The sequence below is a fragment of the Pseudarthrobacter sp. Pseusp20 genome, from assembly GCF_059492155.1.
Map to the genome: position 1 here is coordinate 4,311,876 of NZ_CP168521.1, position 26,818 is coordinate 4,338,693.

The window sequence follows — 26,818 nt, forward strand, 5'->3', positions numbered from 1 at the left end:
GGCGGCGCGGCTAGTGGATAAGACCCGACACGAGGTTGATGGTGGTGGCCAGCACGATCGCACCAAGGAGGTAGGACAGCAGTGCCTGCCGCAGGACGGTGGAACGGATGGCGTTGGTTTTGAGGTTGGTATCGGACACCTGGAACGTCATCCCCACAGTGAAGGCCAGGTAGGCGAAGTCCGCGTACCGGGGAGGGGTCTCCTCGTTGAAATCAACGCCGGTCCCGTCCCGGTAGTAAATGGCCGCATACCTCAGGGTGAACAGGGTGTGGACCAGGAACCAGGACAAGGCAATGCTGCCCAGGGCCATGGCCACGGTTGCGTCCTTGGTGTAGCCCTGGGCATTGGAGGCATCCGCCAGGATCAGCCCCACGCCCGCAAAGCTGGCCACCGTGGCCGTGAGCACCAGCGCATCCGAAAAGACCCGGCCCGGGTCCTCACGCAACGCATGGGCCGCGGTGGCGGCGGGCCCCAGGCGCCCAATGACGATCCACACCCACAGCAGGTACGTCACGGACGCAGCAGCCCAGCCAAGAGCGGGTGCGTATGCCCAATTGCCCCAAAAGCCCACCAGCAGGGCGGCAGCCAGGCCCACGCCCAGCATCACCAGCATCCTGAGCCGCGAGTGGTGCGCAGGGGAATTAAAGTTCCGCTTGATGCCCCCGGGGGCAGCTGCTCCGTCCATGGCTCGATCCTGCCACGGGAGGCTGCAGCCCACCTGTGAAGCGCGCGCCGGATTTACCCAGCGCGGAGCCGCAGTTTTATTTTCGCCAACTGTTGAAAAAAGACGGAGCCGGGGTTAATCTGGACTCACTGTGTCCCACGACACAGCCGGGGGAACGTCACGCTGCATACGTAACGAGGAACACCATGCCAGCAACAGCTCCAACCCGGGCAACGTCCGGACATGCACCGCAGGACCTTGTTTCCAGGGTGGCCGGCTCGTTCGACCACTGGAAGCACCTGGTGGCCGAATCCTTCGTGCCCCTCACAGCGCGGACCGACGACGTGGACGGCTTCCGGGGACAGATGCGTTCGCGGGTGCTGGACCGGATGTCCATCGTTGAAGTCACCGCCAGCTCCCACGAGGTCCACCGCACGCCGGCGTTGATCGCCCAGGCCCACGAGCGCTACTTCAAGCTGAACCTGCAGCTGGAGGGAACGGGCCTGCTGATCCAGGACAACCGGGAAGCGGTGCTTCACCCCGGGGACCTTGCCATCTACGACACCAACCGGCCCTATACCCTCGCCTTCGAGGAAAATACCCGGATCATGGTGCTCATGTTTCCCTGCGACGCGCTGTCCCTGCCCACGGATTACGTCGGCCAGCTTGCGGCGGTACGGATGGGCAGCAGCGGCCTCAGCGGCATTGTGGGCCAGTTCATCCGGCAGCTGTCGTCGAACCTGGATGTCCTGAACGGGCCCAGTGGATCCAGGCTGGCCACGAATGCCCTGGACCTGGTGTCCACCATGCTGCATGCGGAAATGGACATCTCCCCGGACAGGATGAAGCCGCAGGCACTCCTGGCCGTGTCGATCCGGGAGTACATCGAGGCCAACCTCTCCGAGCCGCTGCTGTCACCGGCGGGAATCGCCGCGGCGCACTTCATCTCCACCCGGCACCTGCACAACGTCTTCCACGAGTCCGGCAGCACAGTTGCCGGCTTCATCCGGAGCCAGCGCCTGGACGGTGCCCGGCGGGACCTTCGGGACCCGCTGCACGCCGGAAAGTCCGTGGGCGCCGTGGCCGCCGCCTGGGGATTCCTGGACGCCGCCCACTTCAGCCGCACGTTCCGGGACGCGTTCGGGGTCTCCCCCACCCAGTGGCGCCGCGGCGGCTAAATCAAGCCCTGCTGGAAAAAGCCCTCCCGGATCAAGCCCTGCTAGATCAAGCCCTGCGCCAACATGGCGTCGGCCACCTTGATGAAGCCGCCGATGTTCGCGCCGAGCACGTAGTTGCCCGGTTCGCCGTATTCCTCGGCGGTTGCCGCGCACCGGTCGTGGATGCCCACCATGATGTCCGTCAGCCGCGCCTCGGTATGCTCGAAGGACCACGCGTCCCGGCTGGCGTTCTGCTGCATTTCCAGGGCCGACGTGGCTACCCCTCCCGCATTCGCCGCTTTGCCGGGACCGAAGAGCACCCCGGCGTCCTGGAACACCGCCACGGCGTCGCGCGTGGACGGCATGTTGGCACCTTCCCCGACGGCCATCAGGCCGCCGCGCACCAGCCGGGCGGCAGCACCGCCGTCGAGCTCATTCTGGGTGGCGCACGGCAGCGCCACCGAAGCGTCCACGTCCCAGACCGAGCCGCCGTCCACGTAGGCAACGCCCGCCCGCCGCTCGGCGTAGTCCTTGAGCCGCGCCCGCTGCACTTCCTTCACCTCGCGGAGCAGTCCGACGTCGATGCCCGCCTCATCCACCACATAACCGGAGGAATCGGAGCAGGCCACCACGGTGGCGCCGAGCGACTGCGCCTTGGCGATGGCGTTGATGGCCACGTTGCCGGATCCGGAGACAACGACGCGCTGGCCATCAAAGGACGTCCCGCGGGTCCGGAGCATCTGCTCTGTGAAGATCACAGTGCCAAATCCGGTGGCCTCCGGCCGCACCAGTGATCCGCCCCAGGAGATGCCCTTGCCGGTGAGAACCCCGGACTCATACCGGTTGGTGATCCGCTTGTACTGGCCGAAGAGGTAGCCAATTTCGCGGCCGCCCACACCGATGTCGCCGGCGGGGACGTCGGTGTATTCGCCGATATGGCGGTAGAGCTCGGTCATGAAGGACTGGCAGAACCTCATGACTTCGGCGTCGCTGCGGCCGCGGGGATCGAAGTCGGAACCGCCCTTGCCGCCGCCGATGGGCATTCCCGTCAGGGCGTTCTTGAAAATCTGCTCAAAGCCGAGGAACTTGACGATCCCGAGGTATACGGAGGGGTGGAAGCGCAGGCCTCCCTTGTACGGGCCCAGGGCGGAGTTGAACTCCACCCGGAAGCCGCGGTTGATCCGCACGCGGCCGGAGTCGTCCGTCCAGGGGACCCGGAAGATGATCTGGCGCTCGGGCTCGCAGAGGCGCTCCAGGATCGCGGCTTCCAGGAATTCGGGGTGGCGGTCGTGCACCGGGCCCAGGCTTTCAAAGACCTCCACCACCGCCTGGTGGAATTCTGTTTCCCCCGGGTTCCGTGCCAGGACGGTGTCCCTAATGGCTTCCAGCCGTGCGTCCATGAACTTTTTCCTTACCGTTGCGCCGGGGCAGGAGCGGCCGCCAGGCAGGCAACATCGCCCCGATAGGTTTACGCTTCAACCTATCGGATTGCGACCGGACGCCGTTAGCCGGGCGCCCCCACGTGCGATAATCTCCACATTGTGAAAGCAACTTTCCGCTATATGAGATTCCATCAGCCGCGTGGCCGGGACAGGATGCCCTGATGCCGTACGTCTGCCTCCTCCTTTCGGGCGCCGCCCTGCTGGTCAACGGCCTCGCCACCCTTGGGCACCTCCCCCGCCGCGACGCCGCCGTCCTCAGCCTCGTCGTCGGGGGCACCCAACTGGCGCTCGGCGTCGTCCAGCTTTCCTCGTCCGGGGACGCTCCGGCGATGCTCCTGACGGCCGCCGGCATGTTCCTGTTCGCGGTGACCTACCTGTACTCGGGACTGGACCTGCTGCTGGCACTCGGGGGCCGTGGCCTGGGCTGGTTCTGCGGGATGGTGGCATTCTGCGGGCTGGTGCTGGCGGCCGCCTGGCTGACCGTTGACCCGCTGCTCGCGGTTCTTTGGCTGTGCTGGTCCGCGCTGTGGGCACTGCTGTTCGCCGGCATGGCCCTCGACGCAGTGCGGCTCGAACCCTTCACGGGCTGGGCCCTGGTGCTCACCAGCCAGGCGTCGGCCACGGTTCCGGCGCTTCTTGGCCTGGCCGGTCTCTGGCCGCGATCGGCCGCCGTTGCGTGGCTGGCCGCGTTGCTCCTGGCGGGCCTGTTCGTGGCGGCACGCACACTGGCCCGGCGCGGACAGAATGTTCCGCGCCGGGCCGGTGCCGGGAAGTCCCTGCCGGCTAAGTGAGCGCGTGGCCCAGGGTGGCAATGTGGTGGCGGCGCTGGATGGCCGATTCCACCAGGACGCCGGCCAGGAAGACCACCGGGACCGCCACCAGCAGGGCCGTCGCAGTCTCGGCGCTGCCACCGATGAGGGCGGTGAAGTTGCTGACCACCAGGGACAAAACCCAGGCCAGCAGGACCGCCGCCAGGACGGGAGCGACGCGGGTCTGCCACAGTTGGGCGCCGGCGCTTTCCCGGCGGAAGAACGCGACGACGGCCGCGGAGCACAGCATGTACAGCACCAGCAGTGCCGCTACGGCCAGGCCGCTGAACCAGGAAAACAGCGTCAGGACAGGATCCAGGGCCAGGATGGCGAAGGGCACCACCAGCACGACGGCGGTGGCGGACTGGACCCAGGCTGCCACGGCAGGTGCCCGGTGCCGGTTGGTCCGGGCGAGGACGGCGGGCATGGAACCACGCAGCGCCAGGGAGTGGAGGTAGCGGTTGATGCCGTTATGGAAGGCGATGATGCCGGCGAGCAGCGAGGTGACCAGCAGGATGCCGGCCACGATGCCCGCCCAGGGGCCGAACAGTTCCACGAGCGGGCCCAGGACGAAGGACGTGGCATCCCCTGATTCGAGCGCGGCGCCCGCGGCGTCCATCACCTGCGAGGGGCCGTAATAGCTGACCAGCATCCAGGAAATAAAGGCGAAGAACACCGAGATCACGCCGACGGACAGGTAGGTTGCCCGGGCCACGGTGCGGTGCGGATCCTTGGCCTCGGCGGAGTAGATGGCCGTGGACTCGAAGCCGAACATGGAGGCCACCGCGAACATGATGGCAACACCGGGAGCTCCTGCGCCGATGGCTTCCGGGGAGAAGGACGCGGCCACGCTGATGCCTTCCGGGCCGCCGCCATGGAACAGCACGGTGAAGCCGAACATCAGGAGGATGGCCACCTCCAGCCCCACCAGCACGGCGAGCACGCGGGCGCCGAGTTCGATGTTGAGGGAGCCCAGTACCTGGACGCCGGCCATGGTGGCCAGGGCCAGCAACCACCAGGGAATGTCCAGCCCGGCAGAGGCAAGGAGCCCGGAGAAGGCCGCACCGTAGAGCCCGTACATGGCAGCCTGGACAGTGCTGTAGGCCAGCAGTGCCAGCCAGGCCGCGCCGGCTCCTGTCCGCCTGCCGAATGCCGCCGTCACGTAGGCGTAGAAGGCGCCGTTGGCCTGGATCTTCCGGCTCATCGCCACAAAACCCACGGCGAAGATCACGATGACGATGCCCACGATCAGGTAGGCGCCCGGGGCGCCGGCGCCGTTGCCCAGCGCTGCGGCGAGCGGCGCTGCGCCGACGATCCCCGTCAGTGGTGCCTGGGCGGACAGGACGAAGAACAGGATGCCCAGCACGCCGATGCTGCCGGCGCGGAGGGCCGTGGAATGCTCCTTTGCCGGAGCGTCAGTGGTCCGGGCCTCGGAATTCGAAATACTCATTGGATCCTTCTTAACGGTCATGAGTTCGGGAAAATTGCTGTGGGATCCAGCTTGGCAGCGGCGCCCGCTGCTGCTTTGTCCACCAGCGATGAGTTGTTGTCCGTCAGCGCAGTGCCGGCCGGCCGCTGACAATCGATGCTGCTTCAAGCGCGGCCTCCATGCCGCTCTCGATGGCACCGTCAATGAAGCCGCCCCAGCCGTTGGCGATGTCAGAGCCGGCAAAGAGGACGTTTCCGTGCCCCGCCTGCAGGGCGGCCAGGTGGTTGGCCAGGAAGCCTGTCCTGTGCATCGGCCATGTCTCCCCTGCCAGCGGATCCGCCACCCAGTCGTGGGTGGCCACCTCCAGCACCTCAACGCCGGGCACCAGCCGGGACAGCTGAGCCTGCACTGCGGCCCTGTCAGCGGCGTCGATCTTCGACGCGTCCGGGCCGAAGCCGACGACGATCGTGTCGCCGTCGAGCGTGTATTCAGCCTGGAAGAAGTTCAACGGCCAGTCGGCGTTCCCCAGTGCGACAAAGGGTGCACGTTCGCCCCGGAGCCGGATCCATACCTTGACGCCTTTGGAGATCTGCCCGCGCCGGGCGCCGTCCGTTTTGGCCGGTGGCAGCGGCGGCTCGAACACGATTCCCGGGAGGACATGCATAGGCACCGTCACAATGGCCGTCTTTGCGGTCACCGTCCGGCCGCCGGCGCTGCGGACGGTCACGGAATGTCCGTCGTCGACGATCCCCGCTGCCGTGAAGCCGAAGTCCATGCCCGCCTGTGTGTCCTGGAGGATGGCGTTGGCCAGGGCCGCGGTTCCACCCTGGATCTTGTAGGTGGCGCAGGCTTCGAAGTTGACGGCCCAGTCACCGTTGGTCAGGGCCACCCAACGCAGCGCCTGGGTCAGGGCGGCGTCCTCCAGCGGACCATTGAAGTTCAATGCCCAGAACGATTCCAGGATGTCCCGCGCAGTCCCCGCGGGGAACTGCTCCCGGATCCGGTCCTGGACCGCGATGTGGTCGATCTCTTTGAAGTCATCGCTGGCCAACGGACTGAAGGGCTCGGGGAAGTAGCGGCGCGAGTCCTGGACGAACTGCGCATTGCAGGTGCCGATCAGTTCCAGAAGGTCGGCGGGGGCACCTGCCCGGCGGGCGCCGTCGGCCCACCAGAAGGCCTGCTGCGGCTCCGGGCTCGGAACCGTGCCGATGCCGTAGCGCTTCAGTTCGGCCCAAACGTAAGGCTGGGTCCAGTGCACCCACGTTCCGCCGATCTCAAGGTCCCGGCCCAGCCGGTGGTCCAGCCAGGTCCTGCCTCCTATGCGGGCCCTGGCTTCCACGATGTGCACGGACAACCCCTGCCGGTTCAGTTCCCGGGCAGCGGTCAGGCCGGCGAACCCGGCCCCCACGATAATGACGTCCAGGCCGTCGTTTTCCGCGGCGCTGCGTTCCTGATCCATGGGGCGGCCTAGGAGTAGACGAAGAATTCGACGGTGGGCGCCAGCACGGCCCAGCGTGTGCGTGCCCCTTTGTTGAAGGATGCGGCACCGCCGGCGGTGAGCTCATGCACATCCCCGCCCTCCACTTCGATGCGGAGGTGGCCCTCGATGATGTGGATGGTCTCGTCCGCCTCCATAACGAGATCGAAAGGCTCGGGCGCCTCTGTGGGGTCGACGTGCCAGTAGCCGCAGGCGAGGGCAGGCCGGCCGCCCTCGCCAAAGCGGCGGATCCACTGGACGCGGCCAAGTTCAAAGGGCTCATTCCTGGCGGGGTCAAAGGAGGACGAGGTGGTGAATGCAGTCGTTGTGGTCATAAGTGCTCCAAGGGAAGGGCCGGCTTGTTGCCGGGGCGGTCACCGGAAAACGGGACGGAAGAGGTTCGCCTGTGATGGGCATCACCCGATGAAAGCAATCTAAGCAATTGCTTAGTTTTAAGTCAATAGGGGATTTGAACCGGCCTGGTGCTGGCTAGACTCGTCGTCATGACTGCTTCAACTGCTCCCGCGGGGACTCCTGGGTACGGCAAAGGGCGTGAAGCCCTGCTGCGGGCCGCGGTGGACGTGGTGGCGCAAAAGGGCCTGCGCGGGCTTACCTACCGGGCAGTGGCGGAGGCCGCGGGCGTGAACAATTCCCTGGTGGCACACCACTTCGGGTCCCGGGATGCGCTGATTGCCGCCGCGCTGCGATGGGCTTCGGAGCAATCCATCGCCGCGTCCAGGTTGCGGGAGGCAGCGGAGCAGGAGGGAAGCTTCACCGAAGCACTGCTGGAGCTGCTGCTGGAGGATCCCGGACTGCAGGTATTCCAGTACGAGATGATCCTGGAAGCACGCCGGCGCCCCGAGTTGGCCGGCCCGGTGGCGGAACTGTACGAAAACTACGTCAACGCACTTGCCGAGGGGCTGCAGGCTTTTGGCGTCCAGGGCGACGTCCGCATTGTTGCCCGCACGCTCTTCGCGGCCCTGGACGGACTGGTGCTGCAGTACCTGGCCGGGGTTGGGCGGGACCAGATTGCCGCGGCCCTTGAGGAGGTACACCGGGTTGTGCTTTCGCGGCGGGAGGCGTGAGCGGCCGCCACCGCCCGGGCACGCCAAAGCGCGGCCGGCCGCCCTTGGGGGCAGCCGGCCGCGCCGGTGATGTTTAGTTGTACCGGCCTACCGCAGCACCACGGTCCGGTTGCCCTGCAGCAGGACCCTGCCCTCGCAGTGCCATTTCACCGCGTTGGAGAGGGCCTTGCATTCCGTGTCGCGGCCGGCGGCCACCAGGTCCTCGGGCCCGTAGGTGTGGTCCACCTCCACCACCTGCTGGGCGATGATGGGTCCCTCGTCCAGTTCGGCGTTGACGTAGTGGGCGGTGGCGCCCACGGTCTTGACGCCGCGTGCATAGGCCTGGTGGTACGGCTTGGCGCCCTTGAAGCTGGGCAGGAACGAGTGGTGGATGTTGATGGCGCGGCCGTCCAGCTTCCGGGTCAGGTCGTCACTGAGCACCTGCATGTAGCGGGCCAGCACCACCAGTTCCACCTCCAGCCCATCAACCAGTTCCATGAGCCTGGCCTCGGCGTCGGGCTTGGTGTCAGCCGTGACCGGGATGTGGTGGAACGGGATGCCGTGCCACTCCACCAGGGCCTGGTGGTCACGGTGGTTGGACACCACCGCCACCACGTCAACGGGAAGTTCGCCGATGCGGGCCCGGAACAGCAGGTCGTTGAGGCAGTGCCCAAACTTGGACACCATGATCAGCACCCTGCGCTTTGAACCGTGGCGTTCCAGCTGCCACCGCATGCCGAACTTGTCCGCCACGGGAGCAAACGATTTCCGCAGGGTATCCAGCGTGGACTCGTCCCCCTCGGACACGAAGTGGACGCGCATGAAGAAGTGGCCCTCGGAGCGCTCACCGAACTGCTTGTTGTCGATGATGTCGCAGCCGTGTTCCAGCAGGAAGCCGGAGACGGCGTGCACAATGCCGGGGCCCTCGGCGCAGTCGAGGGTCAGGACGTGTTCCACGGTGGTGGGCGCCTTCGGGGCGGGCATCTGGGTTTCAGTAACAGTCATGGCTCAGCACTCGATCACATTCACGGCGAGTCCTCCTCTGGAGGTTTCCTTGTACTTGGTTTTCATGTCGGCTCCGGTGTCGCGCATGGTCTTGATGGCCTTGTCCAGCGAGACCTTGTGGCTGCCGTCCCCGTGCAGGGCCAGTCGGGCTGCGTTGATCGCCTTCACGCTGGCGATCGCGTTCCGCTCGATGCAGGGGATCTGCACCAGGCCGCCCACCGGATCGCAGGTGAGGCCCAGGTTGTGCTCGATCCCCACCTCCGCGGCGTTCTCAACCTGGGCGGGCGTTCCGCCGAGCACTTCGCAGAGCCCGGCCGCCGCCATCGAACAGGCGGAGCCCACCTCCCCCTGGCAGCCCACTTCGGCACCGGAGATGGAGGCGTTCGTCTTGAACAGGATTCCGACGGCGGCAGCCGCCAGCAGGAAGCGGACCACGCCGTCGTCGTCTGCTCCCGGAACAAATTTCACGTAGTAGTGCAGCACGGCAGGCACGATCCCGGCAGCGCCATTGGTGGGCGCGGTGACGATCCGCCCGCCGGCCGCATTCTCCTCATTGACGGCGAGCGCGAACAGGTTGACCCATTCCATCGCCAGCAGCGGGTCCGCCGGCGCCTGGACGGGCGACGGCGTTGCTGCCGCCGCCTTTGCGGACGCCTCCGCCGATGCTGCGGAGGCAGTCAGCGTGCGGAACAGCGCAGGTGCGCGCCGGGGTACCTTGAGGCCGCCCGGCAGGATGCCCTCGGCGTTGCAGCCGTTCTCCACGCATTCGCGCATCACGGCCCACAGGCCCAGCAGCTTCTCCCGCAGTTCGGCTTCGCTGTGCCAGGTGAGCTCGTTGGCCAGCATGACGTCGGAGATGGACATGCCTTCGCGGCTGCAGATCTGCAGGAGCTCGTCCGCCGTGGAGAACGGGTAGGGCAGGACGGTGTCGTCCGCCACCACCTTGTCCGCGCCTTCCGCGTCGCCGTCCACCACGAACCCGCCGCCGATCGAGTAGAAGCTCCGCTCGCTCAGCACGGCTCCGGTGTGGTCGAAAGCCCGGAAGGTCATGCCGTTGGGGTGCGCGGGAAGGGACTTGCGGCGGTGGAGCACCACGTCCTCTTCCCAGTTGAAGTCCACGCGGTGCGAACCGGCGACGTGCAGTTCAGCGTTGAGGGCCGCGGCCGCCACCTGGTCGTCCGCGGTGAACGTATCCACCGTTTCGGGTTCCAGGCCCTGCAGTCCCAGGACCACCGCCTTGTCGGAGCCGTGGCCGCGCCCCGTGGCGCCCAGGGAACCGAACAGTTCCGACTGGACGCGCACGGTGGATGCCAGCTGGCCGTCGCCCTTCAGGCCATCGGCGAAGAGCTTGGCCGCCCGCATCGGGCCCACCGTGTGTGATGACGAGGGCCCGATGCCAACAGAGAACAGGTCCAGGACGCTGAGCGCCATCAGGGGACCTCTGGCGAGGCGTACTCCCGCATGGCGTCCAGCAGCCACCGGCCCAGGAACTCGGCGAACGATGCCCGCGGGAAGATCCGGAAGGAGTCCTCACCGGTCTTCCACAGGATGGCGGGGATGTTGGCGATCTCCGTGGAGTAGGCGGTGCCGGCCTTGAACACCCGGGGGTGCAGGTCCAGCGAGCAGCCCTTTTCCAGGACCGCCCGGGCACGGGGGCCGGACAGTTCGAACGTGGTCCGGTTGGCGGACAGGTCCACCACCTGGCCCGCGCCGTCGCCCAGCGCGTCCCGGAGGGCGGGGATCAGGCCGCCGCCCGGGGACTCGTGTGCCTCGGTGGGTGCCACCACCAGGAATTCACCGGGTCCCAGCCAGAGGACCGAGGTGTCGCCGGAGCTGTCCACGGCGCCGACGCCGGCCGGCAGTCCGCCGGTGACGGCGGCCAGGCGCTGCGCGGTGTCCGATCCTGCCTGGGCCCGGAGACCCACCATGGTGAGGAAGGGCAGCTCCCTAAGTTCGACGGTGCCGGCCAGGGAGCCTGCCGCGAAGGCCTCCGCGAGCTGCCTGGCAGGGCTGACGCGGGCTGCGAGATTCTTGTCTGCGGCGGTGGGGGATGCTGCTGTTTCAGCCATCTTTACGGGTCCCTTCTGGGTCAAAAAGCACTGTTTCTGCAACAACCACGTCAACCAGCTGGTCGCCGGCGGCGGCCACCAGTGTTTCGCCGATGCGGTTGCGGCCGTTCTTGATCAGGGCCAGGCCGAAGGACCTGCCCAGCGCTGCGCTGTGGTAGCTGGAAGTCACGAAGCCTTCCATCGGCACCGGGCCGTAGGCCGGGTTGGTTGAGCGGCCCTTTTCCACCAGCTGGGTGCCTTCGGGCAGCCGGAGCGTTCCGTCGACGGGCAGGACGCTCACCAGGTGCTTGCGGTCCTCGCGCTGGGCATCGGCCCGGGAGTAGGAGCGCTTGCCGATGAAGTCCTTGGCCTTGGAGACAATCCACTCCATCCCGGCATCCTGCGGCGTGACGGTGCCGTCCGTGTCCTGGCCGACGATCGGGTAACCCTTTTCGGCGCGCAGCACGTGCATGGTTTCCGTGCCGTAGGGGGTGATGTTGAATTCAGCACCTGCGGCGGCCACGGCTTCCCAGGTGTTCAGTCCGTACCAGGCCGGCACGTTGATTTCGTAGGCCAGTTCACCGGAGAACGAAATCCGGCAGATCCGGGCCCGCACGCCGGAGGCAAGGATGGTTTCGCGGAAGGTCATGAACGGGAACGCCTCGGCCTCCAGGCCACCGTTGGCAGCCAGTTCCGGAGCCACCTTCGCGATGACTTCGCGGGACTTGGGTCCCACGACGGCGATGGTGCTCCACTGTTCCGTCACCGAGGTGCAGTGCACGTCCAGTTCGGGCCACTCGGTCTGCAGCCACTCCTCCAGCCAGTCCAGGACCTTCGCGGCGCCGCCGGTGGTGGTGGTCATGAAGTAGGTGTCGTCGTCCACGCGGAGGGTCACGCCGTCGTCGAAGATCATCCCGTCCGGCGTGCACATGACGCCGTAACGCGCCGAACCCGGGGCGAGCTTCTTGAACGCGTTGGTGTAGACCCGGTTCAGGAACTCCCCCGCGTCCTTGCCGCGGATCTCGATCTTGCCCAGGGTGGTGGCGTCCATGAAGCCCACGGATTCGCGGACGGCGGCGCACTCGCGGAGCACGGCAGCGTCCATGTCCTCCCCGCCCTGGGGGTAGTACCAGGGCCGCTTCCACTGTCCAACGTCCTCGAACAGTGCGCCCTTGGCGACGTGCCAGGGGTGGATGGAGGTGATGCGGGCGGGGTCGAACAGTTCACCGCGCTGGCGTCCGGCCAGTGCCGCGAAGGCCACCGGGGTGAACGGTGCACGGTAGGTGGTGGTGCCGATGTCGCCGATGCCGCGCGAGGCCTCGCCGGCCGTGCGGAGGGCCGCCGCGATCACGCCGATGGCGTTGACGCCGGAGGTCTTGCCCTGGTCGTTGGCGGTGCTGATGGAGGTGTACCGCTTGATGTGCTCCACGGAACGCATGCCGGCCCCGGTGGAGCGCAGCACATCAGCCACGGACTGGTCGCGCTGGAAGTCCACGAAGTGGTGGTGCCAGTCGTCGGGGGTGCCGTTCTCCCCCGGCACCAGCCAGAGCTGGCGGGTGGGGGCGGCGGCCTTGGGCTCAGCGAAAACGGAAGGCTCGACGGCGGATTCGAAGCCCGCGGCGATGGCGGCCCGCGCGCCGGCGGAAACGCCCTCGGCAAGGCAGTCGGCGGTGGCGAAGGAGCCGCGGCCGGAGCCGATGGTCTGCTGGTTGGGCACTTCGGTGCTGGGCACGAAGGCTGCCAGCTCGTCGTCCCAGCGCAGCTTGCCCTGCCGCTGCGAGTGCAGGTGGACCAGCGGGCTCCAGCCGCCGGACACCGCCAGCAGGTCGCAGGCGATCTGCTCGATGCCGGAGGTGAGCTCGCCGTCGTCGTTGATGCTGCGGACGGTGACGCCGTCCAGCCGGCCGGATGCGTCGGCAGAGGTGTTGGCCACCGCGCTGCCGATCAGCACCCGGATTCCGGATTCGACGGCGGCAGTTGCCACGGCGGTCAGCGCAGGGCGGGCGTCCACCACCGCGGCAACCTTGACGCCGGCGGCGGCGAGATCGGCTGCGGCGGCGTAGGCACTGTCGTTGGTGGTGCTGATGACCACGCGCTTCCCGGCGGCCACGCCGTACCGGTTGAGGTAGGTGCGGACGGCCGATGCCAGCATGATGCCGGGGCGGTCGTTGTTCTCGAACACCAGGGGACGCTCGTGGGCGCCGGGCGCCAGGACCACCTGGTTGGCACGGATGTGCCAAATCCGCTGGCGTGACACACCGGGAGCCGCGGGGCTGCCCAGGTGGTCGGTGCGGTTCTGGACGGCGATGACGTAGTTGGCGTCGTAGGCGCCGAACGCGGTGGTGCGGTTCAGCACGGTGGATTCCGCGCCGGACACCAGCTCGGCTTCGACGTCGGCCACCCATTCCAGGGCGGGCTTGCCCTCGATGGTCTCTGCCACGCCCGGGGCCGTGGAGCCGGAGAGCAGGGAGCCGCCGAGCTCGGGCTGGTCGTCCAGGAGCATCACGCGGGCACCGCTGCGGACTGCCTCGCGGGCCGCGGCCAGGCCGGCAGGGCCGCCGCCGATGACCAGGATGTCGGTGTGGACGTACTTCTTGTCGTACTCGGCGCGGTCATCTTCCGGATCCAGCTTGCCCAGGCCGTTCAGCAGGGTGGCCTGCAGCCCGTCCACCAGCGAGACGGTGGTGGCAGGGAGCATGGACTCGGCGACGTGGCCGGGGAACCGGGCCTCCACGCGGACCAGGGCGTTGGCTTCCTCGACGCCGGCGGACATGATGCCGCGGGGGCGGTCCTCGTAGAGCGAGTTGCCTGCGGCGATGTGGCCGTTGGCCAGCAGCGCCGAGGCCAGGGTGTCGCCGGGGTGCCCGGTGAACTCCTCGCCGTCAACGGTGAAGCGCCAGGAAATGGTGCGGTCGATGCGGCCGCCGGTTGCCAGGCGGGCGTTCTGGGAAGTCACTTGGTCGCTCCTTCCGGGGCGGTGCTGGGGCTGAGGGGGGTGGTGCTCGCCGGGCTGGTGCTTGCGGTGCCGGTATCGGCTGCGGGCGGGACGGGCGCGGCCGGCCGCGGCACGCCCATCGGGTACACGGCCTGGATGTCGTAGCTCACGGTGTCGCGGAGCATGTTGAACCACTGGCGGCAGCCGGTGCTGTGGACCCAGCGTTCGGCGAAGATGCCCTTGGGGTTCTCGCGGTAGAAGAGGTAGCGGGACCATTCGGTGTCGCTCAGCTCGTACGGGTTCTCCGGGTACGGAACGTGGGCCTGGCCACCGTAGTGGAATTCGGTTTCGTCCCGCGGGCCGCAGTTGGGGCATGGGATCAGCAGCATGTGCGTTAGTCCTTTTCTGGTGGCGGCGGCTAGTGGGCCACGGCGGCGGCGCCGTGTTCGTCGATGAGGGCGCCGGTTTCGAAGCGCTCCAGCGAGAACGGCTTGTTCAGTGCGTGCGGGGCGCCGGTGGCGATGGTGTGCGCGAAGGTCAGGCCGGCGGCGGGCGTGCCCTTGAACCCGCCGGTACCCCAGCCGCAGTTCACGAACATGTTCTCCACCGGGGTCAGGCCCACGATCGGGGAAGCGTCCAGGGTGGTGTCCACGATCCCGCCCCAGGTCCGGAGCACGTGGGCCCGGGCGAAGATGGGGAAGAGCTCGACGGCGGCCGCCATCTGCTGCTCGATGACGTGGAAGGAGCCGCGCTGGCCGTAGCCGTTGTAGGAGTCGACGCCGGCGCCCATGACCAGTTCGCCCTTGTGGGCCTGGGAGACGTAGACGTGGACGTGGTTGGACATGACCACCGTGGGGTGGACGGGCTCGTGCAGTTCGGACACCAGCGCCTGCAGCGGGTGGGACTGGATGGGCAGCTGGAAGCCGGCCATTTCGGCCAGGACCGAGCTGTGGCCTGCGGCGCAGAGGCCCACCTTTTCGGTGTTGATGGTGCCGCGGTTGGTCTTGACGCCCACCACGCGGTCCCCCTCCTTCAGGAAGCCGGTCACCTCGCAGTTCTGGATGATGTCAACGCCCATTTCGTCGCATTTGCGGGCGAAGGCCCAGGCCACGTGGTCGTGCTTGGCGATGCCGGCGCGCGGCTGGTAGGTGGCGCCCATGACGGGGTAGCGGATGTTGTCGCGGATGTTCAGGATGGGGCAGAGTTCCTTGACCTGCTGCGGGTCCAGCCATTCGGCGTCCACGCCGTTGAGCTTGTTGGCGCCCACGCGGCGGATGCTTTCGCGGACGTCGCCCAGGGTGTGGGCCAGGTTCATCACGCCGCGCTGGCTGAACAGGAAATCGTACTCGAGTTCCTCGGGCAGGATCTCCCAGAGCTTGAGGGCGTGCTCGTAGATGGCCGCACTCTCATCCCAGAGGTAGTTGGAGCGGATGATGGTGGTGTTGCGGGCCATGTTGCCGCCGGCCAGCCAGCCTTTTTCCAGGACGGCAATGTTGGTCATCCCGTGGTTCTTGGCCAGGAAGTAGGCGGTGGCCAGGCCGTGCCCGCCGCCGCCCACGATCACGGCGTCATAGGAGGACTTGGGTTCCGGGTTCCGCCAGAGGAAGTCCGGGTGCTCCGGAAGGTGCTGGGTGCTCACTGGGCGGCTCCAATCAGGTCTGCTTCAGCGTCGGCCAGGCCGGCGTCGGCGGTGAGGTGCGGGTAAAGGGGGAACTTTTCGGCCAGGGCCGTCACGCGTTCGCGGAGTTCGACGGCGGTGTCCCCGGGCAGGGTGCCCGTGCCGGCCGATGCAATCAGCGCGGAGGCGATGATGTCGGCCACTTCGGTGAACTCGGCGGCGCCGAATCCGCGGGCGGCCAGGGCGGGGGTGCCGATCCGGAGGCCGGAGGAAACCATCGGCGGGCGGGGATCGAACGGGACGGCGTTGCGGTTGACGGTGATGCCGATCTTGTGGAGGGCGTCTTCACCCTGCTGGCCGTCCAGTTCGGAGTGGCGCAGGTCCACCAGGACCAGGTGGACGTCGGTGCCGCCGTTGACCACGGAGATGCCTGCGGCCTGGACGTCCGGCTGGAGGAGTCGCTCTGCCAGCAGCTTTGCTCCCTGCAGGACGCGCTCCTGGCGTTCCTTGAATTCAGGAGCAGCGGCAAGCTTGAAGGCCACCGCCTTGGCGGCAACCACGTGCTCCAGCGGTCCGCCCTGCTGGCCGGGGAACACGGCGCTGTTGATCTTCTTGGCGTATTCCTCCTTGGCGAGGATGACGCCGCCGCGGGGTCCGCCAAGGGTCTTGTGGGTGGTGGTGGTGACCACGTCGGCGTACGGGACGGGGTTGGGATGCAGGCCTGCAGCCACCAGGCCGGCGAAGTGGGCCATGTCCACCATGAGGTAGGCGCCCACGAGGTCGGCGATACGGCGGAATTCGGCGAAGTCCAGCTGGCGGGAGTAGGCGGACCAGCCGGCCACGATCAGTTTGGGCTTGTGTTCCAGGGCCAGCGCTTCCACCTCGGCCATGTCCACGCGGAGGTCTGATTCGCGGACGTGGTAGGGGACCACGTTGTAGAGCTTGCCGGAGAAGTTGATCTTCATCCCGTGGGTCAGGTGGCCGCCGTGGGCCAGGGAGAGGCCAAGGATGGTGTCACCCGGGTTCAGCAGGGCGAACATGGCGGCGGCGTTGGCCTGCGCGCCGGAGTGCGGCTGGACGTTGGCGAATTCGGCGCCGAAGAGGGCTTTGACGCGGTCGATGGCGAGCTGTTCAATGACGTCCACGTGCTCGCAGCCGCCGTAGTAGCGCTTGCCCGGGTAGCCTTCGGCGTACTTGTTGGTCAGGACCGAGCCCTGGGCTTCCATCACGGCTGACGGAGCGAAGTTCTCCGACGCGATCATTTCAAGGGTGGACTGCTGGCGGTGCAGTTCCCGCGCCACAGCGGCGGCGACGTCGGCGTCAACCGTGGCGAGCGAGGCGTTCAGTACATCCTGCATGGTTCTCCTTCTGGGGCCCTTCGGAGTTACTGATCCATAACTGATCTGTAACTGATATATTAGAACTGACGTAATAGTATGTTGTAGATCACGCGGCAGTCAATAGCTACCTTGGGAGAGCTCGGAATGAGCGTAATGACAGAGAACCAGCTGGCCGGAGAAGGCGACCTCTCGCTCGCCGAGCAGGCCTACCGGCACCTCCGGGACCGGCTCATCATGCTCGACATCCGGCCGGGTGAGGCCATCAACGACGGCAAGCTCGCCGCCGAGCTCGGGATCGGCCGCACGCCGGTCCGGGAAGCGCTCAAGCGCCTGGAAGGTGACCACCTCGTCGTGTCGTACCCCCGCCGTGGAACGTTCGCCACCGTCGTCGACATCACCGAACTCGCGGACGTCTCCGAACTCCGGGAGTCATTGGAACCCCTGGCAGCCCGCCGGGCCGCCAAGCTGGCAACCCCTGCCCTGCGCAAGGAAATACGGGAAACCGCGGCGGCAATTGCCAGGATGGGGGCGGATGACGATCCCTATGACCTCATGCGGTATGACATCAAGGTCCACCGCCTCATCTACCGGGCCGCCGCCAACACCCACCTCGAGGACGTGCTGATCCGTTACGACAACCTGGCCACCCGCATTTGGTGCATGGTGCTGGAAAAGGTGCCGTCAGTGGCGGAGCACATCGCCGAACACGTGGAACTGCTGGAGGCAGTGGCCGACGGCGACTCGGACCGGGCGGGCAAGCTGGCCCTTGAGCACGTGACCAGTTTCGAGCAGGCCATCCGCAGCGTGCTTTAGGCTGTCCGCCCGCCCGCCTTTCAGGAACGGGGCGCCCGCGGAATGAACGCTGAGGGTTCACGCCTGATCCGCATCAGCGCCGACTCAATGGCACCCCGGACTACGGATTCCGCCCCGAGAGTGCTCGCAACCAGATCCGGCAGCGGCAGGCCGGAATCCGTGGGCAGCAGGCTGCGGGCGTGCTCCAGGACCGGTTCGATGGCGCGTGAGATCGCGCCGGCGATGACCACCCGCTCAATGTCAAGAAGGCTGGAGAGCACCACAGCGATTCGCGCCAGCCGCACCCCGAGCCTGGCGATGATGTCCTGTGCCAGCGGGTCTCCCGCGCGGGCCGCCTGGAAGACATCTTCGGCGTTGATGTCCTCCTCGGGTATTTGCCGCAGCACCGTCTCGCCATCGTAGGAATGGATGCGGGCACGCGCCCACTTCCGCGCAAGTGCTCCGAACCCGTCCGAGCTCCCCTCATCCGGCACGAACTTGCTGTCCAGCTCATCCAGGAACCGCATCTCCCCCGCGCCCCCCTGGCGACCCCGCAGCAGGCGCCCATCGACAATCAGGCCGGCACCAAACCGCTCACCCGACAGCAAGGTGGCCACGTTGGCTGACGGCTCCTGTGCCTGCTCCGCGATGGCGGCGAGATTGGCGTCATTTTCGACGATGACAGTGCCCCAAAGGTGCCCTGCGAAGCCGGAATTCATCAACTGCCAGAATTCTCCTCCGGCGGGAGACGCGCCGTTCGCGTCAATGGGCGCCGGGACGCCGACGGCCGTGAGCAGGACATCCTCCGGGGTGCATGAAACATCCTCAAGGGTCAGGCGGATCAGCTCCCGTGCATTCGCCACGCGGCCGGCGCGTCCCAGCGCGTGCGAATCAATGCTTTGGCGGCGCTTGCCCAGCTCGCGGCCGCGCAGGTCGGCAACGATGGTTGTGAAGTAGCCCTCCCCGGCATCCAGGCCCACAACCACACCCGCAGCTTCGCGCAGCTGGTACTGCCGCGCCGGCCTGCCCTTGAGCCTGCCGGCCTCGGTACGGGCGTCAGTCAATTCCTCCAGCCAGCCCGCATCAACCAGGCCGTCACAAACCCCGAGCACCGTGGCGCGGGTAAGCCCGGTGGCAGCCATGGCTTCTCCGGCAGTAAACACCTGTTCCTGGAGGGCGAAGCGCAACAGCGCCTCCGAGTTGATCTGCCGTAACAGTTGTGTCGAGCTCGCCGTATTTCCGTCCACCCCTTGACGATAGCCCCTGCGTCCCCCATCCTCATATAGGTCCTAAATATAAGACCCATATAAATTATCCGAGAGTCCAAGAGGAGCCGATGTTGCCACCTTTGACGTCCGCCGGGAGACACGTTTCCCGGCGCACTTTCCTTGCCGCTGCGGGAGGTGCGCTCACCGCTTTCGGGTTGGCCGGCTGCGCCCCGGCCAGTGCCAGGCCCACCATCACGTTCCACCAGTCAAAGCCGGAGGCAGTTCCATACTTCCGGGACCTGGCTGCGAAGTTCACCGACTCGCAGGACCGGGTGCGTGTCCTGCATGACATGGCCACAAATCTCTCTGCCAGCTTCGTCCGCAGCAGTCCCCCGGACCTCGGATGCCTCAACTACAACCTGGAGATGGCGCGGTTCATGGAGCGCGGGGCGCTCTCGGATCTTTCCGACCTCCCGGCAGCGGCCTCCATCCGGGACGACGTGCTGGACCTCACCAACTGGTATCCAACCTATGCCGGCCGCACCAGCGTCATCCCCTACTCGGTCATGGCGGCCTCGGTCATCTACAACCGCCGCATCTTCGAAGAGAACGGGGTGGCCGTCCCAACAACCTGGGATGAACTGATCGAGGTGTGCGAGGTGCTCAAGGCAGCAGGCATCACGCCGATCTACGGCACTTTCCGCGACCCCTGGACCGTGGCACAGGGATTGTTCGACTACACGGTGGGCGGCATGGTCAACGTGCGCGACTTCTATCAGAAAATGCATGGGATTGGCGAAAACGTCGGACCGGATTCGGAAGTTTCGTTCCAGAAAACGATGCTCGAGCCGGTGAAGCGCATGGTCCAACTGACCAAATACGTCAATCCCGATGCGGCAAGCCGCGGCTACGGAGACGGCAACACGGCAATGGCCCAGGGCCAGGCCGCCATGTACTTCCAGGGACCCTGGGCCTTTGGCGAGATCGAAAAGGCCGGCAAAGACCTGGATCTGGGAACTTTCCCGCTGCCCATGACCGGTGATCCCGCAGATCTCAAAGTCCGCGTCAACATCGACCTCTCGCTCTGGGTTCCCGAGGTCGCCAACGGGCAGCAGGGTGCCCGCGATTTCCTGCAGTACCTGATGCGGCCGGAGATCCAGAACCCTTACAACGCCAAATTCCTGGGTTTCGGGACGACCAAGGACGCGCCACCGGTGACCGACCCACGAATCGTCGAGATGCAGAAGTACTACGACGAGGGCCGCTTCTACATGGGCGCCTCACAGTTCATTCCGAACTCGATTCCGGCCGCCAACTACATCCAGTCGATCATCGGCGGCGCCGATGCCGAGAGCACGCTGCGCAGGATGGACGCCGACTGGGCCCGCCTGGCTTTCCGCGCTTAGACCCACACTTTCGATCTCTCAAAGCACGAAACGAGGACCATCCATGTCATCAATGACGAGACCTTCCACCAGGGTGGAGGTGACGGCCCCGGCAGCGGCTGGAACCACACGCGTGCGCAAAAGCCGCGTTGATCCGCTCTACTATGTTTTCCTCCTGCCCTCGCTGGTGATCTTCACGCTGGCCGTCACGCTGCCCGCCGTTCTCGGGTTCATCTACAGCTTCACGAACTCCGTGGGCTTCGGTGACTTTGATTTCATCGGCATCCGGAACTTCATTGCGGTGTTCCGTGATGAAGGAGTCCTCGGCGCCTACGGCTTCACCCTCGTTTTCTCGCTGGTCACCGTCATCGTCGTGAATGCCGTGGCCTTCCTCCTGGCCCTGGGCCTCACGTCCCGCGTCCGCTTCCGTGCCGCGCTTCGCACCGTCTTCGTCATCCCCATGGTGATCTCCGGCATCGTCATCGCGTTCGTGTTCCAGTACCTTTTCTCGAACTCGCTGCCCCTTGCCGGCAAAAGCATGGGAATCGAGCCGCTGGCCACCAGCCTTCTCGCAAACCCCCAGCTCGCGTGGCTTGCGATCGTCTTCGTCACGGCGTGGCAGTCCATCCCGAGTGCCATGCTGATCTACATCGCGGGGCTCCTCACGGTCCCCGCCGAGGTCTACGAGGCGAGTTCCATCGACGGGGCATCGCCCTGGCAGAACCTGCGGCACATCACCCTGCCGCTCATTGCGGGGTACGCCGTGATCAACACGGTCCTCGGCTTCAAGAACTACCTCAACGCCTACGACATCATCATCGGCCTCACCGACGGCGGGCCCGGCGTGGCCACACGAAGCGTCGCGATGTCGATCTTCCGCGGCTTCGAAGGCGGCGACTATGCCTACCAGATGGCCAACGCCGTGATCTTCTTCCTCATCAGCATCGTCATCGCACTCGTCCAACTTCGCTTCACACGTGGCAAGGGAGGGATCGCAGCATGAGCAGCGCACCCAGCATCATCCAGGTAGAACCCACGGCGGCCGCCAAGGGCCGCCGGATACCCGCCGGGCCCGAACGCATCCAGTGGCCCGCCACCATCATCCTCATTGTCTGCACGCTCAGCGTGCTCGTCCCGCTCTACGTCACGGTCAGCATGGCCTTCAAAACCACTGGCCAGGCAGTGGACGGCAACGCCTTCTCCCTGCCAAGCCCCCTGACCTTCGACAGCTTTGCCCAGGCCTGGACGCTCACAAACTTCCCCCGCGGCTTTGGAATTTCCGTGTTCGTGTCGGTGATCGCCGTTGCAGGGGAGATCATCGTTTCGGCCCTGGCCGCCTACGCCATCGTCCGCAACTGGGACCGTCCGCTCTTCCGCTGGTCCTTCTTTTACCTGCTCGCGGCAATGTTCATCCCGTTCCCCGTGGTGGCGCTGCCGCAGATCCAGCTCACGGGACTCGTCGGACTCGACAACCCGCTCGGGGTGGCCATCCTGCACATCGTTTTCGCCCTGGCCTTCAACACCATGCTCTTCACCGCCTTCCTCCGCTCGATCCCCCTGGAGTTGGAGGAAAGTATGCGGATGGACGGCGCGGGAACGTGGCAGGTGTTTTGGAAGCTCATCTTCCCCCTGCTGGGGCCCATGAGCGCAACCGTGGGCATCTTCGCCTTCATCGCGTCATGGAACGACTTCATGATGCCGTCACTCATCATTTCCGATCCTGAACTGCAGACCATCCCCGTGCTGCAAAAGATCTTCCAGACGCAGTTCAGCAACAGCTACAACGTGGCCTTCGCCTCCTACCTGATGGCAATGGCCCCCGCGATCATCGTCTACCTGTTTACCCAGCGCTGGGTCATGTCCGGCCTCACCCAGGGCGCCGTCAAGTAACTCCGGACCCACACACCTGATACAGCTGAAACTGAAGGAAGCAATCTTGCCCACCACCGCCACCCAGGCAACCCAAAGCCATCCCGCCCCCACGGCCGACCCCAACTGGTGGCGCCACGCCTCCGTGTACCAGATCTACCCCCGCAGCTTTGCGGACTCGAACGGCGACGGCATCGGCGACATCAACGGCATCACCGCCAAGGTTCCGTACCTGAAAAACCTGGGCATCGATGCCGTCTGGCTGAGCCCCTTCTACCCCTCCGCACTCGCCGATGGGGGCTACGACGTGGACGACTACCGCAACGTGGACCCGCTGCTGGGCACGCTGGAGGACTTCGACGCGATGGCCAACGCCCTGCACGCCGCCGGCCTCAAGCTGATCGTGGACATCGTGCCCAACCACTCGTCGGACCGGCACCAGTGGTTCCGGGAAGCCCTCGCCTCGCCCAGGGGGTCCGCGGCGCGCAACCGGTACATCTTCCGCGACGGGCTGGGCGAAGAAGGCGAGCTGCCGCCGTCGGACTGGGACTCGGTGTTCGGCGGCCCCGCCTGGGAGCGCATCACCGAACCCGACGGCAGCCCCGGGCAGTGGTACATGCACATCTTTGCCAAGGAACAGCCCGACTTCAACTGGGACAACCCCGAAGTCCGCGAAGACTTCCTGAAAACCCTGCGCTTCTGGTCGGACCGGGGCGTGGACGGCTTCCGCATCGACGTCGCCCACGCCCTGACGAAGAACCTGGAAGAAACCCTGCCCACCAAGGCGGACCTCGAGGCCCAGGGCGAGGCGCTGTACCTCACGGGGCAGCACCCGTACTGGGACCGCGACGAGGTCCACGAAATCTACGCCGAGTGGCGCCGCGTGTTCAATGAATACAACCCGCCGCGCACCGCCGTCGCCGAAGCCTGGGTCCATACCGACCGCCGCGCCCGCTACGCCAGCCCGGAGGGACTGGGCCAGGCCTTCAACTTCGACCTGCTGCAGGCGGACTTCGACGCCGCCCAGTTCCGGAAGACGATCATCAAGAACCTGGCAGAGGCCGAAGCATCCGGCGCGTCGTCCACCTGGGTGTTCTCAAACCACGATGTGGTCCGGCATGCCACGCGCTACGGCCTCCCCGCGTCCGAGCCTTCGGCCGGAGGTGACATCATGGCCGGGCAGGCGGGCAAGCGGTGGCTTCTGGCCGGCGGCAGGCAGGAAGATGTCGACGCCGAACTCGGCCTGCGCCGCGCCCGAGCCGCGTCCCTGCTGATGTTCGCCCTTCCGGGTTCTGCGTACCTGTACCAAGGCGAGGAACTGGGACTGCAGGAAGTCGGCAGTGAAATCCCGGACTCCGCCCGGCAGGATCCGGCCTTCTTCCGGAACAAGGGCGTGGAGATCGGCCGCGACGGCTGCCGCGTCCCCTTGCCGTGGACCTCGGCGGGCAGCTCATTCGGTTTCGGCCCCGGCGGCTCCCACCTGCCGCAGCCGGAATGGTTCGCGGGCAGCTCAGTGGAGGCCCAGGAGGGCAAGGGGGATTCAACCCTGTCCCTCTACCGCCGGGCGCTCGCCCTGCGGTCGCAGCTGCAAACAACAGAAGCGCTGGAGCTGCTGGAAACCGGCCGGGATGACGTCCTGGCCTTCCGGCGCCCCAACGGCTGGACCTCCATAACGAACTTCGGTACGGAACCCTTCGAGCTGCCCGCGGGCCAGCTGCTGGTCTCCAGCTCGCCACTCGAAGCCGGCCGGCTGCCCGGCGCTGCCACGGCGTGGCTGCGGTGAGCGCCCCTGCCGCCGGCTCCGGACTGGATTTCGGAATAGGAATCGATGTTGGCGGGACCTGGATTAAGGGTGCACTCGTCAACCTGGGCAGCGGCACCCCGGCCGGCGGTGTCCGCCGCCTGCGGACCCCGTCCAGCGGCAGGGTGGATGACGTGGCCGACACCCTGGACCAGCTCATCAGTGAGCTCCAATCCGAAAGCCCCGGGCACGGGAACCTGGCTGCCGGCGTCGCCATCCCCTCGATTGTCCAGCGCGGAGTGGCGCTGTCGGCAGCAAACATGGACGGCAGCTGGGTGGGACTTGATGTCCAGTCCTACCTGGAGTCCCGGCTTGGACGATCCGTTTGCGTCGTGAATGACGCAGACGCTGCCGGTACGGCGGAAGCCCTGTACGGCGCCGGGAAAGGCCAGCGCGGCGTTGTCCTGGTCCTGACCCTGGGGACGGGCATCGGATCCGCACTGCTGGTGGACGGCAGGCTCGTTCCCAATTTCGAGCTGGGCCACCTGGAAATCGGCGGCTGCAAGGCAGAGTCCCGGGCATCGGCCGTCGTCAGGGAGAACCAAGGCCTCACCTGGGTGGAGTACGCCGACCGGCTGCAGCAGTACCTGTCGCACGTGGAGTTCCTCTTCTCGCCCGACCTCATCATCATCGGTGGGGGCATTTCAGCGTGCAGTACCGAATACCTCCCTCGCCTCTCACTGCGCACCCCGGTCATTCCGGCCAGCCTCGAGAACGCCGCGGGCGTTGTGGGCGCCGCCCTTGCCGGCAGGCGGCTCAAGGATGGACAGGCTCAGTATGTGTGACATGGAATACTTCAGTACATGTGCGGCCGGACATCTCGGCGGCGGCTGGAAGGGGCAGTGGCATGCAGGAAACCGTTAACGAGGACGAAGAGGCGCGCCAGGCCGTCATCGCTTCACTCGCCCGGCAACGGGACCTCGGCCTCCCTGCGGATCCGGACTTTGACCGGCGGCTGGATGAGCACTTCCCCACCCTCCGCAGCCTGTTCCACTCGCTTTACGGCGCCCGGCAGGACTGGCTGGAGCAGCTGTCCGCCCTGGTGGTGCAGAGCGCGCGGTCGTGGCAGGAGCGCTCCCCGGAGCTGAAGGCGCTGGACGCCGAACGCGAGGAGGCGCCGGACTGGTTCCAGTCCAACGGCATGCTGGGCGGCGTCTGCTATGTGGACCGCTACGCCGAAAGCCTGGAGGGAGTGCGCAGCCGCATTCCCTATTTCAAGGAGCTGGGCCTCACCTACCTGCACCTGATGCCGCTGTTCCTGGCGCCCGAACCGCATTCGGACGGCGGCTACGCCGTGTCGAGCTACCGGGAGGTCAACCCCAAGCTGGGCACCATGGAACAGCTGCGCTCCCTCGCGGCCGAACTGCGCGCCAACGGGATCAGCCTGGTGGTGGACTTCATCTTCAACCACACCTCGGACGAGCACGAATGGGCCCGGAAGGCAGCCGCGGGCGATCCCGAGTGCAGCGACTACTACTGGATCTTCCCGGACCGGACCATGCCGGACGCCTTTGAGGCGAATGTCCGCGAGATCTTCCCGGAGAACCATCCGGGGTCCTTCATCCAGATGGCGGACGGCCGGTGGGTGTGGGCCACGTTCCACACCTACCAGTGGGACCTGAACTACTCCAACCCCGGCGTTTTCCGGGCCATGGCCGCCGAGATGCTGTTCCTGGCCAACCAGGGGGTGGATATCCTGCGCATGGACGCTGTCGCCTTCATCTGGAAGCAGCTGGGGACGCCCTGCGAAAACCTCCCCCAGGCGCACACGCTGCTCCGGGCGTTCAACGCGGTCTGCCGCCTGGCGGCACCGTCGCTGCTGTTCAAGTCGGAGGCCATCGTGCACCCCGACGAGGTGGCACTGTACATCGACCCCGCGGAATGCCAGCTTTCCTACAACCCGCTGCAGATGGCCCTGATCTGGGAGTCCCTGGCCACCAGGGACGTGTCCCTGCTGTCACAGGCGCTGGAGCGCAGGCACAACATCCCCGACGGTACGGCATGGGTGAACTACGTCCGCAGCCATGACGACATCGGCTGGACCTTCGCCGATGAGGACGCGGCCGAGCTGGGCATCAACGGCTTTGACCACCGCCGCTTCCTGAACTCCTTCTACGTCAACCGGTTCCCGGGCAGCTTCGCCCGCGGCGTCCCCTTCCAGGACAACCCCAAGACGGGTGACTGCCGGATTTCCGGCACGACGGCGTCCCTGTGCGGGATGGAGGTTGACCCGGCGGAGGCGGTGGAACGGATCCTCCTGGCCCATTCGGTGCCCTTCAGCACCGGCGGCATCCCGCTGCTGTACCTGGGCGACGAAGTGGGGCAGGTCAACGACTACTCCTACGCGTCCGAGCCCGGCCACGAGGAGGACAGCCGCTGGGTGCACCGGCCGCACTTTCCCGCCGAACAATACGCCCGCCGTGACGATCCCTCCACCCCCGAGGGGGCCGTCTACGCCGGATTGAAGCGCATGATCGAGGTCCGGGCCGGCACTCCTGAATTTGCCGGAACCACGCTGGTGGATTTCCGTACGAACAACCGCTCGGTGCTCGGCTACCAGCGCCCGGGCGGTCCGGACGGTGGCAGCACCGTCCTGGCCCTCGCCAATTTCAGCGACTCCGCCCAGACCCTCCCGGCGGAAACCTTTAGCGGGTACTCCCCTGCCGCCGTCGACCTTCTCTCCGAAGCCACCCTGCAACTGGACGACGGCATCACCCTCCTCCCCCGGCAGTACCTCTGGCTGCGCGTCACCCCCGCGTAGCACTCGCGGGCCCG

Annotated in this window: 23 protein-coding genes; 10 read left to right on the forward strand and 13 right to left on the reverse strand. The window is 66.6% G+C overall.

The window, feature by feature from the left end; translation table 11 throughout:
- Window positions 1–10: 10 nt before the first annotated feature.
- Window positions 11–685 carry a DUF1345 domain-containing protein gene (locus tag ACEN9K_RS20045; protein ID WP_495634930.1) on the reverse strand — a complete coding sequence of 225 codons (675 nt, stop codon included), beginning with the start codon at window positions 683–685 and terminating at the stop codon, window positions 11–13.
- A gap of 185 nt (window positions 686–870) precedes the next feature.
- Between ACEN9K_RS20045 and ACEN9K_RS20050 the strand changes: the two genes are divergently transcribed.
- Window positions 871–1,842, forward strand: coding sequence for an AraC-like ligand-binding domain-containing protein (locus tag ACEN9K_RS20050; RefSeq protein ID WP_056391868.1), 972 nt, complete (start codon window positions 871–873; stop codon window positions 1,840–1,842).
- A gap of 41 nt (window positions 1,843–1,883) precedes the next feature.
- Here the strand turns inward: ACEN9K_RS20050 and gdhA are convergent, their stop codons facing one another.
- A complete protein-coding gene (gene gdhA, locus ACEN9K_RS20055; RefSeq protein ID WP_018770040.1) occupies window positions 1,884–3,221 on the reverse strand; it encodes an NADP-specific glutamate dehydrogenase in 1,338 nt (445 codons plus the stop codon).
- Window positions 3,222–3,424: 203 nt separating this feature from the next.
- Between gdhA and ACEN9K_RS20060 the strand changes: the two genes are divergently transcribed.
- Window positions 3,425–4,054 (forward strand): AmiS/UreI family transporter, encoded by a 630-nt coding sequence (locus tag ACEN9K_RS20060; RefSeq protein WP_268002102.1) that lies wholly within the window; start codon window positions 3,425–3,427, stop codon window positions 4,052–4,054.
- Here ACEN9K_RS20060 and ACEN9K_RS20065 read toward each other — a convergent pair.
- The 3 genes from ACEN9K_RS20065 to ACEN9K_RS20075 all read right to left on the reverse strand — a co-directional run bounded on the left by ACEN9K_RS20065 (window position 4,047) and on the right by ACEN9K_RS20075 (window position 7,313).
- Window positions 4,047–5,522 carry an APC family permease gene (locus ACEN9K_RS20065; RefSeq protein ID WP_018770038.1) on the reverse strand — a complete coding sequence of 492 codons (1,476 nt, stop codon included), beginning with the start codon at window positions 5,520–5,522 and terminating at the stop codon, window positions 4,047–4,049. The genes ACEN9K_RS20060 and ACEN9K_RS20065 overlap by 8 nt on opposite strands.
- A 103-nt stretch (window positions 5,523–5,625) precedes the next feature.
- Window positions 5,626–6,960 (reverse strand): flavin monoamine oxidase family protein, encoded by a 1,335-nt coding sequence (locus tag ACEN9K_RS20070; protein WP_495634931.1) that lies wholly within the window; start codon window positions 6,958–6,960, stop codon window positions 5,626–5,628.
- 8 nt (window positions 6,961–6,968) lie between these two features.
- Window positions 6,969–7,313, reverse strand: coding sequence for a cupin domain-containing protein (locus tag ACEN9K_RS20075; RefSeq protein WP_223992883.1), 345 nt, complete (start codon window positions 7,311–7,313; stop codon window positions 6,969–6,971).
- Between the two features lie 168 nt (window positions 7,314–7,481).
- Here ACEN9K_RS20075 and ACEN9K_RS20080 point away from each other — a divergent pair, with 168 nt between their 5' ends.
- Window positions 7,482–8,063, forward strand: coding sequence for a TetR/AcrR family transcriptional regulator (locus ACEN9K_RS20080; protein ID WP_268002104.1), 582 nt, complete (start codon window positions 7,482–7,484; stop codon window positions 8,061–8,063).
- Between the two features lie 87 nt (window positions 8,064–8,150).
- Here the strand turns inward: ACEN9K_RS20080 and purU are convergent, their stop codons facing one another.
- From purU to glyA, 7 genes are read right to left on the reverse strand one after another with little or no spacing between them, the layout of a single operon-like run.
- Window positions 8,151–9,047, reverse strand: a complete 897-nt coding sequence (gene purU, locus ACEN9K_RS20085; protein ID WP_056391878.1) for a formyltetrahydrofolate deformylase — start codon at window positions 9,045–9,047, stop codon at window positions 8,151–8,153.
- A 3-nt stretch (window positions 9,048–9,050) separates the two neighbouring features.
- Complete coding sequence (locus ACEN9K_RS20090; protein ID WP_134165037.1) at window positions 9,051–10,478, reverse strand: L-serine ammonia-lyase; 1,428 nt, start codon at window positions 10,476–10,478, stop codon at window positions 9,051–9,053.
- On the reverse strand, window positions 10,478–11,116 hold the full coding sequence (locus ACEN9K_RS20095; protein ID WP_495634932.1) for a sarcosine oxidase subunit gamma: 639 nt from the start codon (window positions 11,114–11,116) through the stop codon (window positions 10,478–10,480). The genes ACEN9K_RS20090 and ACEN9K_RS20095 overlap by 1 nt, the downstream gene beginning before the upstream one ends.
- Window positions 11,109–14,051: a sarcosine oxidase subunit alpha family protein gene (locus ACEN9K_RS20100; protein ID WP_478222776.1), complete on the reverse strand. Its 2,943-nt coding sequence runs from the start codon at window positions 14,049–14,051 to the stop codon at window positions 11,109–11,111. Before ACEN9K_RS20100 ends, ACEN9K_RS20095 begins: the two co-directional genes overlap by 8 nt.
- Window positions 14,048–14,419, reverse strand: a complete 372-nt coding sequence (locus ACEN9K_RS20105) for a sarcosine oxidase subunit delta (protein ID WP_495634933.1) — start codon at window positions 14,417–14,419, stop codon at window positions 14,048–14,050. The genes ACEN9K_RS20100 and ACEN9K_RS20105 overlap by 4 nt, the downstream gene beginning before the upstream one ends.
- 29 nt (window positions 14,420–14,448) lie before the next feature.
- Entirely contained in the window at window positions 14,449–15,669 is a 1,221-nt protein-coding gene (locus ACEN9K_RS20110) for a sarcosine oxidase subunit beta family protein (protein WP_018770029.1), read from the reverse strand.
- Window positions 15,666–17,006, reverse strand: a complete 1,341-nt coding sequence (glyA, locus tag ACEN9K_RS20115; RefSeq protein WP_018770028.1) for a serine hydroxymethyltransferase — start codon at window positions 17,004–17,006, stop codon at window positions 15,666–15,668. The genes ACEN9K_RS20110 and glyA overlap by 4 nt, the downstream gene beginning before the upstream one ends.
- Before the next feature lie 135 nt (window positions 17,007–17,141).
- On the opposite strand from glyA, the gene ACEN9K_RS20120 reads away from it, so the two are divergent.
- Window positions 17,142–17,801: a GntR family transcriptional regulator gene (locus ACEN9K_RS20120; protein ID WP_082581758.1), complete on the forward strand. Its 660-nt coding sequence runs from the start codon at window positions 17,142–17,144 to the stop codon at window positions 17,799–17,801.
- A 20-nt stretch (window positions 17,802–17,821) separates the two neighbouring features.
- Here ACEN9K_RS20120 and ACEN9K_RS20125 read toward each other — a convergent pair whose 3' ends face one another.
- Window positions 17,822–18,967, reverse strand: coding sequence for an ROK family protein (locus ACEN9K_RS20125; RefSeq protein ID WP_134165112.1), 1,146 nt, complete (start codon window positions 18,965–18,967; stop codon window positions 17,822–17,824).
- Between the two features lie 149 nt (window positions 18,968–19,116).
- On the opposite strand from ACEN9K_RS20125, the gene ACEN9K_RS20130 reads away from it, so the two are divergent.
- From ACEN9K_RS20130 to ACEN9K_RS20155, 6 genes are all read left to right on the forward strand, one after another.
- The gene (locus ACEN9K_RS20130) at window positions 19,117–20,394 is read left to right on the forward strand and encodes an ABC transporter substrate-binding protein (protein ID WP_196804766.1); all 1,278 of its coding nucleotides are present in this window, start codon (window positions 19,117–19,119) and stop codon (window positions 20,392–20,394) included.
- A 43-nt stretch (window positions 20,395–20,437) separates the two neighbouring features.
- Window positions 20,438–21,376: a carbohydrate ABC transporter permease gene (locus ACEN9K_RS20135; protein ID WP_026265892.1), complete on the forward strand. Its 939-nt coding sequence runs from the start codon at window positions 20,438–20,440 to the stop codon at window positions 21,374–21,376.
- Window positions 21,373–22,263, forward strand: coding sequence for a carbohydrate ABC transporter permease (locus ACEN9K_RS20140; protein WP_018770023.1), 891 nt, complete (start codon window positions 21,373–21,375; stop codon window positions 22,261–22,263). The genes ACEN9K_RS20135 and ACEN9K_RS20140 overlap by 4 nt, the downstream gene beginning before the upstream one ends.
- Before the next feature lie 46 nt (window positions 22,264–22,309).
- Window positions 22,310–24,025: a glycoside hydrolase family 13 protein gene (locus tag ACEN9K_RS20145; RefSeq protein WP_495634934.1), complete on the forward strand. Its 1,716-nt coding sequence runs from the start codon at window positions 22,310–22,312 to the stop codon at window positions 24,023–24,025.
- A complete protein-coding gene (ppgK, locus tag ACEN9K_RS20150; protein WP_018770021.1) occupies window positions 24,013–24,828 on the forward strand; it encodes a polyphosphate--glucose phosphotransferase in 816 nt (271 codons plus the stop codon). The genes ACEN9K_RS20145 and ppgK overlap by 13 nt, the downstream gene beginning before the upstream one ends.
- 62 nt (window positions 24,829–24,890) lie before the next feature.
- Window positions 24,891–26,804: an amylosucrase gene (locus tag ACEN9K_RS20155; RefSeq protein WP_495634935.1), complete on the forward strand. Its 1,914-nt coding sequence runs from the start codon at window positions 24,891–24,893 to the stop codon at window positions 26,802–26,804.
- Window positions 26,805–26,818 lie beyond the last annotated feature (14 nt).

Excerpts from the sequence above, each read along its gene's own strand:
- ACEN9K_RS20045 (WP_495634930.1), bottom strand. The coding sequence starts at position 685 with ATGGACGGAGCAGCTGCCCCCGGGGGCATCAAGCGGAACTTTAATTCC.
- ACEN9K_RS20050 (WP_056391868.1), top strand. The coding sequence starts at position 871 with ATGCCAGCAACAGCTCCAACCCGGGCAACGTCCGGACATGCACCGCAG.
- gdhA (WP_018770040.1), bottom strand. The coding sequence starts at position 3,221 with ATGGACGCACGGCTGGAAGCCATTAGGGACACCGTCCTGGCACGGAAC.
- ACEN9K_RS20060 (WP_268002102.1), top strand. The coding sequence starts at position 3,425 with ATGCCGTACGTCTGCCTCCTCCTTTCGGGCGCCGCCCTGCTGGTCAAC.
- ACEN9K_RS20065 (WP_018770038.1), bottom strand. The coding sequence starts at position 5,522 with ATGAGTATTTCGAATTCCGAGGCCCGGACCACTGACGCTCCGGCAAAG.
- ACEN9K_RS20070 (WP_495634931.1), bottom strand. The coding sequence starts at position 6,960 with ATGGATCAGGAACGCAGCGCCGCGGAAAACGACGGCCTGGACGTCATT.
- ACEN9K_RS20075 (WP_223992883.1), bottom strand. The coding sequence starts at position 7,313 with ATGACCACAACGACTGCATTCACCACCTCGTCCTCCTTTGACCCCGCC.
- ACEN9K_RS20080 (WP_268002104.1), top strand. The coding sequence starts at position 7,482 with ATGACTGCTTCAACTGCTCCCGCGGGGACTCCTGGGTACGGCAAAGGG.
- purU (WP_056391878.1), bottom strand. The coding sequence starts at position 9,047 with ATGACTGTTACTGAAACCCAGATGCCCGCCCCGAAGGCGCCCACCACC.
- ACEN9K_RS20090 (WP_134165037.1), bottom strand. The coding sequence starts at position 10,478 with ATGGCGCTCAGCGTCCTGGACCTGTTCTCTGTTGGCATCGGGCCCTCG.
- ACEN9K_RS20095 (WP_495634932.1), bottom strand. The coding sequence starts at position 11,116 with ATGGCTGAAACAGCAGCATCCCCCACCGCCGCAGACAAGAATCTCGCA.
- ACEN9K_RS20105 (WP_495634933.1), bottom strand. The coding sequence starts at position 14,419 with ATGCTGCTGATCCCATGCCCCAACTGCGGCCCGCGGGACGAAACCGAA.
- glyA (WP_018770028.1), bottom strand. The coding sequence starts at position 17,006 with ATGCAGGATGTACTGAACGCCTCGCTCGCCACGGTTGACGCCGACGTC.
- ACEN9K_RS20120 (WP_082581758.1), top strand. The coding sequence starts at position 17,142 with ATGACAGAGAACCAGCTGGCCGGAGAAGGCGACCTCTCGCTCGCCGAG.
- ACEN9K_RS20130 (WP_196804766.1), top strand. The coding sequence starts at position 19,117 with ATGTTGCCACCTTTGACGTCCGCCGGGAGACACGTTTCCCGGCGCACT.
- ACEN9K_RS20135 (WP_026265892.1), top strand. The coding sequence starts at position 20,438 with ATGTCATCAATGACGAGACCTTCCACCAGGGTGGAGGTGACGGCCCCG.
- ACEN9K_RS20140 (WP_018770023.1), top strand. The coding sequence starts at position 21,373 with ATGAGCAGCGCACCCAGCATCATCCAGGTAGAACCCACGGCGGCCGCC.
- ACEN9K_RS20155 (WP_495634935.1), top strand. The coding sequence starts at position 24,891 with ATGCAGGAAACCGTTAACGAGGACGAAGAGGCGCGCCAGGCCGTCATC.